A 13,100-nucleotide genomic window follows, 5' to 3' on the forward strand; every position below is an offset into this window, starting at 1 on the left:
TCCACGCGCGCGCCGACACGCACCGGGCGCACGGGCAAGGCCATGCCCGCACGGACATGCACCGCGCGCAGGGGCAAGGCGGCGCGCGAGGCCGACACGCACCGGGCGCTGCAGGCAAGGCGAAGCGGACCGAGCGTAGCCGCCGCGGCGACCGAGCCGCTCGGCGCCGGTCCGGCGGCCTGCGGCATGTCGCGCCTCAGCGTTCGATGCGCTCGTCATCCCGGACCGAGACCCCACCGCGGCGTCCAAGCCGCTCGACGCCGGTCGAGCGCCCTGCGGCGTGTCGCGCCTCAGCGCTCGATGCGCTCGTCATCCCGGACCGAGACCCCACCGCGGCGCCCAAGCCGCTCGACGCCGGTCGGGCGCCCTGCGGCATGTCGCGTCTCAGCGTTCGATGCGCTCGTCATCCCAGACCGAGAACCCGCCACGACGCGCCGGAGGCGCACCGGGCGGACGAGCGCCCGCGGCCCCGTCGCCGGGCGCATCGGCGTCGCCCGCCGCCGCGCCGCTCCCGGCCCCGGCCCGGTCGGGCGGCGGGGCGGCTTGCGGCTCGCTTGCCCCGCCCGACCCGCCCGGCCCCGCCGACGCGGCTGCGGGGCCATCGCCGCTCGGGGCGGAGGACTGCGCATCCGCGCCCGGCCCCGCCGCAGCCGCATCTGCGCCTTCGGGCTGCGCGGGGCCCGCATCCGGCCCGCTACGGGCCAGGCCGCCCTCGTCGGGGCTGGCCACATCCTCTGGCACGCCGCGGCGCGGGGCGATCAGCTTGCGCAGCACCCCCGGCGCCAGCGCGGACAGCGGGTTGACCGACACCTCGGGATCCTCGCGCGGGCCGGCGATGGCGAAGGTCACGCCGATCAGCCCCTCGCCCTTGCCGCCGAACAGCGCGCCCAGAACCGGCAGCTGGGCCAGCGCCCCGTTGACGGCGTAGGCGGGGGTCAACACCCCGTCCATGGCGATGCGCCCGTCGCGCAGGTTGTAGACGCCGCCCAGCGTCAGCCCAAGGCTGGGGCCCTGGGCGCGGGCGTTCTCGATCTCGATCACGTCGCCATGCAGGCGGAAGGGCGCGTCGATGGTGGTGAACAGAAGGCCGCCGCCGCCCATGTCCTCGATCACGCCGAACAGCGACGCCGAGCGCAAGAGCCGCGTCAACGCCGTGTCGCTTTTCACGCGCATTCCGCGCACGACCAGCCGCCCGGTCAGATCCGCCCCCTGGGCGCCGCCCTGCGCGGCCGGGCGCGCGGTCAGCGTCAGCGCGCCGCCCTCGCCCGAGGGGAACAGATCGAGCGCGCGCAGCGTCGCGCCGGCATCCTCGGCCCGCACCCGCAGCCGCCCGCCCTGGCCGTCGTCGCTCCAGCGCGCCGTCGCCTCGGGGCCGCCGTTCACGCGCCCGCTCACCTCGGCGAGGACGCGGCCGGGCGTGATCTCGGCCGATCCGCGGGCCTCGTGCAGCGCGGCGCCTTCGGCCAGGATCAGCCGCTCGAGCGCAAGCGAGACGCGGGTCGGCACGGCCCCCGAGGCGCCCTCCGAGGCGGCCCCCGCGGCGCCCCCCGAGGCGCCCGACGAGCCCGCGTCCCGGGGCGCGGCGCCCTCGGACATCGCCTTGAGGCGGCGCAGATCCAGCAAGGCGCCGCTCAGCCGCAGCGTGCGCGCGCGCGCGTCGTCCTGCGACAGCTCGACCGCCAGATCGGCCGCCCCGTCGATCTTCAGCCGCGACAGCCGCAGCCGCGTCAGCGCCCCGCCGGCCGAGACCTGGCCCCGCCCCTCGGCCTCGAGCCCCGGTGCGCGAAGGCGCAGCGCGGTGATGCGCGCCGCCCCGCCGGGCGCGATCGCCGCCTCGGCCGACAGCGTTCCGGGCGCGCCGGCGGGCTTCGACCAGCCAAGCGCCGGGATCGACAGCGCCGCCTCCTCCAGCCGCGCATCGAGCCGCGCTTCGCCGCCGCGCCCGATGCGCGCATCAAGGCTGACCGCGGCCGCTCCCGCCTCGATGCGCGCCGCCTCGACCCCCAGCCGACGCAGCAGCGCGCCGTCCACCGCCGCCGAGGCGCGCAGCCGCGTGCCCGCCCCCCCATCCGGCGGCGAAAAGCTCTCGTCCCAGCGCAGACGCACCGGCGCGCCTTCGATCATCGCGTCGCCGCTCAGGCTCAGCCCGTCGTCATCGGCCCTGAGCGTCGCCGTCTCGGCCCGCACCTGCAGGCCCAGCGCCGGATCGCGCAGCGCCAGCCCGCGCAGCGCCGCCTCGACCTGAACGCCCACGCGCTCGATCGACAGATCGGCCAGAAGCGGCACGCGCAGCCGCGCGCGCACATCGGCGACGCCCCGCACCGGCCCCAGATCGGCGCCCAGCCGGCGCACGAGCCCAAGCGGCGGCTGGTCGATCAGCGCCAGCATGTCGGCGACGGCCCCGCGCGCGCGGATGTCCGGGCGGCCGATCTCGGGCGAGCGGGACAGGTCCTCGATGGCGAAGGACGATCCGGCCAGGTCGATGCGCCCGCCGCCCGGCGGCGCCGTCCAGCCGCGATCGATGCCGATCTCGAAGCGCCCGCCCGCAAGGCGCCCGCGCCCGGCGCCCTCGCGTATCGGGGGCATGCCGTCGAGCACGCGCGCCGACACGCCCGAGAAGGCGAAGTCAAGCGCCGCCTCGACGTCGTCGGGGCCGCGGCGGGCGAAAAGCTGGGCGCCGTCCACCCTGCCGCCGCTCAGACTGCGCGCGACCCATGCCCGCGCCCCGGGGGCCGCGCCCAGCGGCCAGTTGGGCGCCAGCGCCGCGACCGGCATGGGCCCGAGCGTCGCGTGCAGCGCGCCCGCAAGGCCCGCCTCGGCCAGGCGCCCCTCGACCCGGCCCTCGATGCGCGCGCCGGCCAGCGTCAGGGCGAAGCGCCCTTCGCGCAGCACCCAGCCGGCGGACGGGTCGGACAGGTCGAGCGCGCCGCGAAACTCGGCCCCTTCCAGCGGGCGCGGCGCGGCGAATCCCAGCCCCGCGCCCAGCGCCCCGCGCTCGAGCAGCCGCAGCGCAAGCCGCGCCCCCGCGATGCGCCCCTCGGGATCGCGCGTCAGATCGGCGCGCCCCGCCAGCTTCAGCGCGCCGACATCGCCGCTCAGACTGGCCTCGCGCAAGGTCACGCGGTCGGACGAGGCATCATAGGCGAAGCGCGCCAGGGCCTCGGAGAGCGCCGGAGCGGGCGCGGACAACGGCGCGCCCTGCGGCTCGAGACGCGCCGCGCCCTCGAGCGAGACCAAACGCAGCCCCGGGGCGAGGCGCGCGCGCGCCTCGATCGCGGCCGAGCCCTCCAGTCCCAGCCCCGCAAGCGCCGGCGCGCGCGCGCTCAGCGCGTCAAGACGCACCCCGGTCAGCCGCAGCCGCGCCTCGACGAAGCCGTCGGCATCCATGCGCCGCGCCGTCGCGGTCAGCCGCGCGGGCGCGCCGCCGGGCAGCGGCAGCTCGGCGGCAAGCGCGGCCGACACGCCCCCGGCGACCCGCCGCAGCGTCAGCCGCGCGTTGCGCGCCGTCAGGTTCGCCCCCGCGGCGCGATCGACGTAGCGCAGACGCAGGCCGCGCCCCTCGATCACCCGCAAGGCTCCGGTCGGCCCCTCGGCGTCGGGCAGAAGCAGGTCCAGAAGCTCGTCGCCCGCCGCATCCTCCTCGGCGGCGCCCAGCGCGATGTCGAGCCGCCCGTCGCGGCCGCGCTCGAGCCGCAGATCCAGCCCCTCGGCCAGGATCGCCGTCGGCCTCAGCCGCCCCATGACCAGGTCCGGCAGGCGCACGCGCATGGTCAGCGCCGGCAGCCGCGCCACCACGCGCCCGTCCGCGTCGCGCATCCGCACGCCGCGCAGGCGCAGCCCGCCCATGCCCTCGGCCGCGCCAAGGGCGAATTCGGCGCCGTCCGCCTCGAACAGCGCGTTGGACGACTGGTTCAGCGCCTCGATCGCCGGCGCCAGCAGCGCATCCAGCGGCGCAGGCCCCTGGCGCAGGCGCAGATACCCCGCCGCGCCGACCAGCGCCGCCAGCATGGTCAGGCTGACCGCCAGGCCGACAAGCCGCGCCAGCGCCGCGCGCACCGCAGAGCGCCGCGGCGGCCCCGCGCGGCGCGCCCGCGCCATTCGTTTGCGGTGATGCGGGTGCATCGGCCTCCATCTTTCGCCGCGCCGCGGACGAAGGGCGCCGCGCGCTTGACGCGGGCGGCTGCGGCTGTCTTCCTCGCCCGCGGAACCAGCAATGCTGTTCCACTCTAGGGCCCCCGCCCGTCAAGGAGAAGTCGAAGGATGAACGAACCGCTCGAGGTCGGCGCCCCCGCGCCGGATTTCACCCTGCCCAAGGCCGGCGGCGGCGAAACGTCGCTGCGCGATCTGCGCGGACGCAAGGTCGTGCTCTACTTCTACCCCAAGGACGACACCTCCGGCTGCACCCGCGAGGCGCAGGAGTTCACCGCCCTGCTGCCCGAATTCGAAGCCGCCGGCGCCGTCGTTCTGGGCGTGTCGCGCGATCCGGTCTCGAAGCACGAGAAATTCGCCGCCAAGCACGGGCTCGGCGTCACGCTGCTGTCGGACGAACAGGGCGAGACCTGCGCGCGCTACGGCGTGTGGGTCGAGAAAAGCATGTATGGCCGCAAGTACATGGGCATCGAGCGCGCCACCTTCCTGATCGACCCCGAGGGCCGCATCGCCCGCATCTGGCGCAAGGTCAAGGTTCCGGGCCACGCGCAGGCGGTGCTGGACGCGGTCAAGGCGCAATGAGCGGGTCCGACGCCCCCTCCGCCGCACAGCCCCCGGCGCTGCCGCCGACCCTGGCCGCCTGCGCCGAGGCGGTGCTGCGCGAGGGCGACGCGCGCGCCAAGGCCGCGCTGGCCCGCCGCGCCGCCGCCGCCTGGCTGGCCGGGCGCGAGGCCGGCGCGCCCATGCCGGTCGGGCGCGCCGATCCGCCCGACTTCCCCGCCCGACCCGCGCGCCCCGAGCTGCGCCCCCCGCGCGAGATGCCCCGCCGCCGCGGCGGCACGCAGGCCGGGCGCGCGGCGCTGCTGCATGCGGTGGCGCATATCGAGCTCAACGCCGTCGATCTGCACTGGGACGTCATCGCGCGCTTCGCCCACATCCCCATGCCGCCGGGCTTTTACGACGACTGGGTGCGCGCCGCGGATGACGAGGCCAGGCACTTCAACCTGCTGGCCGACCGGCTCGAGGCGATGGGCAGCTTCTACGGCGCCCTGCCCGCCCATGCGGGCATGTGGCGCGCCGCCTCGGACACCGCGCATGACCTGATGGCGCGCCTGGCCGTCGCGCCCATGGTGCTCGAGGCGCGCGGGCTGGACGTGACGCCCGGCATGATCGAGCTCTTCCGCAAGGCCGGCGACGCCGAGACCGTGGCCGCGCTCGAGATCATCTACGCCGACGAGGTCAGCCACGTCGCCTACGGCGCCAAGTGGTTCAACTTTCTTTGCGGGCGCCATGACCTCGACCCGCGCGACGCCTTCCACGCCCTGGTGCGCAAGCATTTCCGCGGCGCGCTCAAGCCTCCCTTCAACGAGGAAAAGCGCGCCGAGGCCGGCCTGCCGCCCGATTTCTACTGGCCTCTGGCCGAAGAGCTTGCGCAGGCGGACGGGACGGCCGAGACCGATTGACGCGACGATCGCCGCGTGCGCGGGCGCGATTTGCGTTGATCGCCGGGTCAAGCTTCGCTATCGATGCATTTCGACAACACAAGAACAAAAAATGCGGCCCCCCGCGCGCCCTTCCCCACGCGCGACGGCCGCGCAAGCCGAGGGACCCGGACGATGGCTCAAGACGGGAATCACGCCGGCGGCTCGTCGCCCGAACATCCGGCGGGGCGCGCCGGCGCCGGCCTTTTCGCCGAGAAGCGCATCTTCATCCGCAGCGGAGAGCGCATGCGCTATCTGCGCCTGTCGCGGCGCGCGCAGATCGCCGCGGCGGCGCTCGGCGCGGCGCTGACCTGCTGGACGGCCTTCGCCACGGTCTCGCTGGCGACGCTTTACGCCGAGCGCGCGGCGCAGGGCGAGGCGGTCGCGGCGCTGCGCGCGGGCTACGAGCGGCGCCTGGCGCGCGAGGTCGCGCGCGCCGAGGCGGCCCAGGACGCCATGAGCCGCCTGCGCGAGCGCGTGGCGGCGCTGGATGCGGCGCTCGATTCCGAGCGCGGCGCGGTGATCGCCGCGCGCGCCGACCGCGCCGCCGCCCAGGCCGAGGCCGCCGCCCTGCGCGAGCGTCTGCGCCAGGCGGTCGCCGAGCGCGAGGCGGCCCGCCGCTCGGCCGAGGCGCTGCGCCGGGGGCTGGACCAGGCGCGCCGCCGGCTGGCAGGTCTGGACGACGCGGCCGAGGACTGGGGCGCGACCGTCGCCGCCGTCGCCGAGGCGCTGGATTCGGCCGTGGCCGAGCGCGACGCCGCCGAGCGCCGCGCCGCCGAGGCGGCCGAGAAGCTGGCCGCGCTCGAAAACCGCATGCGCGAGGACGAGGCGCGGCGCGCGCGCATGTATGCCCAGCTTGAGGATGCGATGCAGATCGGGCTCGGCTCGCTCGAGCGGATCTTCGCGCGCGCGGGCATGGATGTGGAAAAGCTGATCGGCCGCGTTCGCGCCGAGTATTCGGGCGCGGGCGGCCCGTTCATCCCCGTCGAGCCGGCTTCGCTGGACGCCGAGGCCGGCTCGGACGCGGCGCGGGTGACCTCGCTCATCACCGGGCTCGAGCGGCTCAACCTGATGCAGGTGGCGGCCGCGCGCCTGCCCCTGGCGGCGCCGCTGCGCGGGTCCTACCGCCTGACCTCGGGCTTCGGCATCCGCCGCGACCCCAAGAACGGACGCCGGCGCATGCATGACGGCGTGGACGTGGCCTCGGCCCGCGGCACGCCCATCCTGGCCACGGCCGACGGGGTGGTGACCTATGCCGGCTGGCAGCGCGGCTATGGCCGCGTGGTCAAGATCAGGCATGATTTCGGCTACGAAACCGTCTACGCGCATCTGGACAAGATCCGCGTCAAGAAGGGCGAGCGGGTTGCGCAGGGCGACCGTATCGGCGATATGGGGAACTCTGGTCGAAGCACCGGCGTCCATCTCCACTACGAGGTGCGCAATGGCGGAAGGCCGATCAACCCGCTCAGATATATCGAGGCTGCGCGCAATGTTTTCTAAGCCGAAGATCACCGACCCGATCGAGCCCGCGAAGGACCAGGCCGCCCCCAAGGCGCCGCCGGCCGCCCCGCCCGCGCCCTCGGGCGCGCCGGCCAAGCCCAAGGCCGCGCCCTCGGTGCTGTCCTCGGACCTGACCATCAAGGGCAACGTGACCACCACCGGCGACGTGCAGGTGGAAGGCTCGGTCGAGGGCGACATCCACGCCCATCTGCTGACCGTGGGCGAGACCGCCACCATCCGCGGCGAGGTCGTGGCCGACGACGTGGTCGTGCACGGCCGCGTGGTGGGCCGGCTGCGGGGGCTCAAGGTGCGGCTGACCTCGACCGCCAAGGTCGAGGGCGACATCATTCACAAGACCATCGCCATCGAATCGGGCGCGCATTTCGAGGGCTCTGTGCAGCGCTCGGACGACCCGCTGGGCGACGGCGGCAAGGCCAAGCCCGCCGCGGGCTGACGGCCGAAGAGGGCTTGCCGGGACCGAGCGCCCGGCGCGCTTGGGGGGCGGGCGGCCGCAGGGCCGGCCCGCCCTTTTCGCATTTCTCCGCGGCGTTTCCGCCGGCCTGGCGCCGACAGGAGGCGGGCAAGCGCCTTGAGTCGGACAGGACGCACCGCGCCGCAAGGACCACGCCGGGCCGGCGCAGCGCCCGCGATGGGGCGCGCGGCCACGCGCCCCGGTTCGGCCGGCCGAGCGGCGGCTTGGGGGCGTCCTGCGCCCGGTTCCCTGGGTCTGGTTCCTTGCGCCCGGTTCCTTGCGCTCAGTCCTCGGCCTGGGCCTCGGCGCGCGACTTGCCGGAGACCTCCATGGCCAGGGCGGCGGCCATGAAGCGGTCGAGATCGCCGTCGAGCACGCCCTGGGTGTCGGAGGTCTCGACGCCCGTGCGCAGATCCTTCACCATCTGGTAGGGCTGCAGGACGTAGGAACGGATCTGGTTGCCCCAGCCGATCTCGCCCTTGGCGTCGTGCTGCTCCTGGATGGCTTGGGTGCGCTTGCGCATCTCCAGCTCGTAAAGGCGCGACTTCAGCGCCGCCATGGCGTTGGCGCGGTTCTGGTGCTGCGACTTTTCCGAGCTGGTCACCACGATGCCCGTGGGCAGGTGGGTGATGCGCACCGCCGAGTCGGTGGTGTTCACGTGCTGCCCGCCCGCGCCGGACGAGCGGTAGGTGTCGATGCGGATCTCGTTGGGCTTGATCTCGATCTCGATGCTGTCGTCCACCACCGGATAGACCCACACCGACGAGAACGAGGTGTGCCGCCGCGCGGCGCTGTCATAGGGCGAGATGCGCACCAGGCGGTGCACCCCGCTTTCCGACTTCAGCCAGCCATAGGCGTTGGGGCCGATGATCTTGTAGGTGGCCGACTTGATGCCCGCCTCTTCGCCGGGGTTTTCCGAGATCAGCTCGACCTTGTAGCCGTGCTTCTCGGCCCAGCGCACATACATGCGCGCCAGCATCGCCGCCCAGTCGCAGCTTTCGGTGCCGCCGGCGCCGGCGTTGATTTCAAGGAAGGTGTCGTTGCCGTCGGCCTCGCCGTCCAGCAGCGCCTCGATCTCCTTCTGCGCGGCGCGCTCGCGCAGGTCCAGAAGGGCCTGCTCGGCCTCGCCCACCACCTCGGCGTCGCCCTCGGCCTCGCCCATCTCGATCAGCGCCCGGTTGTCGTCCAGCTCCTGCATCAAGGCCTTGCAGGCGTCGATGGCGTCGGCCAGCGTCTGGCGCTCGCGCATCACCTTCTGGGCCTTTTCGGGATCGTTCCACAGCTCGGGGTCCTCGGAGCGCGCGTTCAGCTCCTCGAGCCGGTGCTCGGCGGTTTCCCAGCCCAGGCGCTGGCGGATCAGATCCAGCGACTTCTCGATCTGCGCGACGGCGGATTGGATTTCGGCCCGCATCTGAAGTTCCGCTCCCATCATCGATGCCGCGCGCCAGCGCGCGCGCGAGGGTCAGAGAGATAGCCGCCGACGCGCGCCCCCGCAAGGGCGCGCGGGGCGCCGTTCAGTAGAGCCCGCCGCTGCCGAAGCCCGCGGCCGGGCGCGGCGGCGCCGGGCGCGCGTCCTGCCCGGCGCCGGGCGCGGCGGAGCCGGGGGCGCCGGGGGGCGGCGGCGCGGGCGCATCCTCCTCGGCGCGCATGGGCAGATCGCCCCCGTCCGGCGTGAAGCCGAACACGCCCTCGCCCACCACCGCGCCGCCGGTGAAGGCGCCGATCTGGGGGACCTGATCGGGGCGGAAGGCCTCGACCACCACCTCGGGGCCCTCGGCCTCGTCGGGCAGGCGCACGCCGGTGTGGCGGTCGATCTTGACCAGGACGGCGTCCCTGGGCGGCTTGAAGTCCAGCTTCGGGCGATCGCGCATGGCCGCCTCCATGAACTCCTGGAAGACGGGCGCGCAAAGCGTGCCGCCATAGGCGCCCTTGCCCATGGGCCGGGGCGTGTCGTAGCCGATGAAGCAGCCGGCGACGAGGTTGGGCGTGAAGCCGATGAACCATGCGTCGCGCGCGTCGTTGGTGGTGCCCGTCTTGCCCGCCACGGGAAAGCCCAGCGCCGCCAGCTGACGCGCGGTGCCGCGGGTGGTCACGCCCTGCATCATGGAGGTCAGCTGATAGGCCGTGACCCCGTCCATGACGCGGCGCGCGGGGTCCTTGAGCCACGGATCGGGCAGATCGGGCCGCCAGGGCGCGTCGCAGCCCACGCACACGCGCCGGTCGTGGCGCAGCACGGTGACGCCGCGGCGGTCCTGCACGCGGTCGACCAGCGTCGGCTCGACCCGGAGCCCGCCATTGGCGAACATGGCATAGGCGGCGACCAGCCGGTAAAGCGTGGTCTCGCCCGCGCCCAGCGCGTAGCTGAGCAAGGGCGGCATCGAGTCGTAGACGCCGAAGCGCTCGGCGTATTCGGCCACCTTGTCCATGCCCAGATCCTGCGCCAGGCGCACGGTCATCACGTTGCGCGACTGCTCGATCCCCAGCCGCATGGGCGAGGGGCCGTAGAACTTGCGCGAGCTGTTCTGCGGCTTCCAAAGCTCGCCCGTGCCGTCGTCGACCACGATCGGCGCGTCCATGATGACGGTCGAGGGCGTATAGCCATTGTCCAGCGCCGCGGCGTAGACGAAGGGCTTGAAGGCCGAGCCGGGCTGGCGGCGGGCCTGGGTGGCGCGGTTGAAGACGCTCGTCTGGTAGGAAAAGCCCCCCTGCATGGCCAGCACCCGCCCCGTGCGCGGGTCCATGGCCATGAAGGCGCCCTCGAGCAGCGGGATCTGCCGCAGCGACCAGCGCAGGAAGGCGCCCTTCTCGTCGCGCAGATCGGCGGTCAGGATCACGTCGCCGCGCGCAAGCACGTCCGAAGGCCGGCGCGGCGCGGCGCCCAGTCGCCCGTCCTTGCCGCGCGGGCGGGCCCATTTCATGTCGCTGAAGGGGATGAAATGGCCGTCCGCATCCTCTTCGACGCCCTCGATGCCGATGCGCACCGACTTGGCGCCCACCTCCAGCACCACGGCCGGGCGCCAGCCCTCGATGTCGCGCGGGATCTCGCGCAGCTCGGCCAGGGCGGCGCGCCAGGCGGCCTCGTCGGCCATCTGCTCTTCGCTCAGGCGCGCCAGGGGGCCGCGCCAGCCGTCGCGCTCCCGATCCCAGCTTTCGAGCCGCCGCCGCAGCGCCCGCGCGGCCGCGCGCTGCATCTGGGGATCGACCGTCGCGCGCACCGTCAGGCCGCCCGAGGCGACCTCTTCCTCGCCCAGGACCGCCGTCAGCTGGCGGCGCACCTCTTCGGTGAAATGGTCGGGCGCGGGCGGGCGCGGCAGCCGGTCGGGCAGCCCGCCGTCCAGCACGGTCAGCAGCGGCGCCCGCATGGCGGCCTCGGCCTGCTCCTCGTCGATGTAGCCGTTCTCGAGCATCTGGCCGATGACGTAGTTGCGCCGCGCTACGGCCCGCTCGCGGTTGCGCACGGGGTGCAGCGTGCTGGGCGCCTTGGGCAGCGCGGCCAGATAGGCGGCCTCGGCGATGGTGAGCTCTTCGAGCGGCTTGCCGAAATAGGCGTCGGCGGCGGCCGCCACGCCATAGGCGCGCGCGCCCAGATAGATCTCGTTCAGGTAGAGCTCGAGGATCTGGTCCTTGCTCAGCGTCCGCTCGAGCCGCACGGCGAGGATGATTTCCTTGAGCTTGCGCTCGCCCGAACGCTCGTTCGACAGCAGGAAGTTCTTCATCACCTGCTGGGTGATGGTCGAGGCGCCGCGCAGCCGTCCCCCCGCCAGATAGTCGCGCACCGCCGCGAGGATGCCGATGGGGTCGAAGCCCGCATGCTCGTAGAAGTGCTTGTCCTCGGCCGAGATGAAGGCCTGCTTGACGATGTCGGGGATCTCGTCGATCGGGGCGAAGATGCGCCGCTCGGTCAGGTATTCGGCGATCAGCCGGCCGTCCTTGTCGTAGACGCGGCTGAGCGTTGGGGGCTGATAGGCGGCCAGCTGCTCGTGATCGGGCAGATCGCGCGAGAAATGCCAGATCAGCCCCGCGAATGCGCCGAGGCCGGCGATCCCGGCGATCGAGGCGAGGCTGAAGAGCGTGGCCAGAATTCGGATCATGCGTTCGGCGTCTTTCCCGTCATCGGGCGCGACGCGGCCGATCCGCGCGCGCGCCGCGCACCGCATATATCGCCTGCGGCCCTCATTGGCGATACCCGGGCGCCGCCGCGCGGGCCTCGGCGGGCGGCGGCGCGAAGGCGGGGGCGCGGGCGCGCCGCTCGGCCCAGTCGCCCAGCGCCGCCGCCATCGCCCGCGCCGCGCGCCGCCGCCAGGCGGGATCGCTCAGGTTGCGCAGATCGTCCGGGTTCGACATGAAGCCCAGCTCGACCAGCGCCGAGGCCATGCTGGGCGATTTGAGCACGCGGAATCCGGCGAAACGGTGGGCGCGCCCGGGCAGGATCGGGGCGGCGCGGCCCAGCCCGCGCAAGAGCGCCTCGGCCAGCTCGCGCGAGCGCGCCTGCGCGCGCCGGCGCGCCAGGTCGATGAGCGCGCGCGCCACGTCGTCGCCCTCGCCCTCGAGCTCGTCGCCGCCGGGCAGGTCGGCGCGGTTCTCGAAGGCGGCCAGGGCGGCGGCCTCCTCGTCCGAGGCGCTCTCTGACAGGGTGTGCACCGAGGCGCCCGAGGCGTCGCCGCTCTCGACCGTGTTGACGTGGATCGAGACGAAGGCGGCCGCGCCCGCGGCGGCGGCGATGCGCACGCGCTCGCGCAGGCCCAGAAAGACGTCCTCGTCGCGCGTCATGGCCACGCGCACGCGCCCGTCGCGCCGCAGGGCGTCGCGCAGCTCGCGCGCGAAGGCCAGCGCCAGGTCCTTCTCCAGCACATCCCCGCGCACCGCGCCCGGATCGGCGCCGCCATGGCCGGGGTCGATGACCACCAGCGGCGGCGGCGCGGGCCGGGGCGCGGGCGGCGGCGCGTCGGCAGGCTGGGCGGGGGCCGCGCCGGGCAGCGCGCGCAGCAGCAGCTCGAAGCCGCCGCCGCCCTCGGGATAGCCGGCCGAGACGATGCGCGCCGGGCGCGACAGCGCCACCGTCAGCCGCGCGCCCCCCGCCCCCGCCGGCGCGGCCGAAAGCGCGCGCGCCAGCCCGCCCGCGGCGCGCGGGGCGGGAAGGGGCGCGCGCCATTCGAGGCGCGGAAACTCGAGCACGGCGCGCGGCGGATCGGCCAGCATGTAGGCGCGAAAGGGCGCCACGCGGTCAAGCTCCAGCCGCAACGCGAAGCCCGCGCGCCCCTCCTCCAGCCGCGCCGAGCGCACCTCGACCGACTGCGGCCCGGCCGCCGGCGCGCGCGGCGCCGTCGCCGCCCCCAGCAGGGCCAGCGACAGAAGGCCGGCCGCAAGGCGCGCCCACGGCCCATGGCGCCCGTTGCGCGACGGTTCTTTCCGGCGCTCCTCGCCCGACAAGCCTTCCTCCCGCATGCGCGCGTCGATCGCGGCCGCTTCCCGCCCGCGCAGCATAGGGGGGCCTTGCG

The 13,100-nt window shown here is 74.7% G+C and carries 8 protein-coding genes; 4 read left to right on the top strand and 4 right to left on the bottom strand.

All coding sequences use genetic code 11. The features are described from left to right. Positions 1 to 384: 384 nt before the first annotated feature. Entirely contained in the window at positions 385 to 4,122 is a 3,738-nt protein-coding gene (locus BMW67_RS10565) for an AsmA-like C-terminal region-containing protein (RefSeq protein WP_125459028.1), read from the bottom strand. A 138-nt stretch (positions 4,123 to 4,260) separates the two neighbouring features. Here BMW67_RS10565 and bcp point away from each other — a divergent pair, with 138 nt between their 5' ends. From bcp to BMW67_RS10585, 4 genes are all read left to right on the top strand, one after another. Further along, on the top strand, positions 4,261 to 4,731 hold the full coding sequence (bcp, locus tag BMW67_RS10570; protein WP_072747547.1) for a thioredoxin-dependent thiol peroxidase: 471 nt from the start codon (positions 4,261 to 4,263) through the stop codon (positions 4,729 to 4,731). Beyond that, complete coding sequence (locus tag BMW67_RS10575) at positions 4,728 to 5,612, top strand: ferritin-like domain-containing protein (RefSeq protein ID WP_083581343.1); 885 nt, start codon at positions 4,728 to 4,730, stop codon at positions 5,610 to 5,612. The genes bcp and BMW67_RS10575 overlap by 4 nt, the downstream gene beginning before the upstream one ends. 153 nt (positions 5,613 to 5,765) lie before the next feature. Beyond that, the gene (locus BMW67_RS10580) at positions 5,766 to 7,130 is read left to right on the top strand and encodes a DUF5930 domain-containing protein (RefSeq protein ID WP_083581341.1); all 1,365 of its coding nucleotides are present in this window, start codon (positions 5,766 to 5,768) and stop codon (positions 7,128 to 7,130) included. Continuing rightward, entirely contained in the window at positions 7,120 to 7,584 is a 465-nt protein-coding gene (locus BMW67_RS10585; protein WP_072747546.1) for a bactofilin family protein, read from the top strand. Before BMW67_RS10580 ends, BMW67_RS10585 begins: the two co-directional genes overlap by 11 nt. Before the next feature lie 301 nt (positions 7,585 to 7,885). Here the strand turns inward: BMW67_RS10585 and prfB are convergent, their stop codons facing one another. The 3 genes from prfB to BMW67_RS10600 form a co-directional block, all read right to left on the bottom strand. Then, complete coding sequence (gene prfB, locus BMW67_RS10590) at positions 7,886 to 9,013, bottom strand: peptide chain release factor 2 (protein WP_072747545.1); 1,128 nt, start codon at positions 9,011 to 9,013, stop codon at positions 7,886 to 7,888. 103 nt (positions 9,014 to 9,116) lie between these two features. Next, on the bottom strand, positions 9,117 to 11,693 hold the full coding sequence (locus BMW67_RS10595; protein WP_072747628.1) for a penicillin-binding protein 1A: 2,577 nt from the start codon (positions 11,691 to 11,693) through the stop codon (positions 9,117 to 9,119). An 82-nt stretch (positions 11,694 to 11,775) separates the two neighbouring features. Further along, positions 11,776 to 13,047, bottom strand: a complete 1,272-nt coding sequence (locus BMW67_RS10600) for an N-acetylmuramoyl-L-alanine amidase family protein (protein ID WP_125459027.1) — start codon at positions 13,045 to 13,047, stop codon at positions 11,776 to 11,778. Positions 13,048 to 13,100 lie beyond the last annotated feature (53 nt).

Source organism: Oceanicella actignis (assembly GCF_900111545.1).
Lineage (GTDB): Bacteria > Pseudomonadota > Alphaproteobacteria > Rhodobacterales > Rhodobacteraceae > Oceanicella > Oceanicella actignis.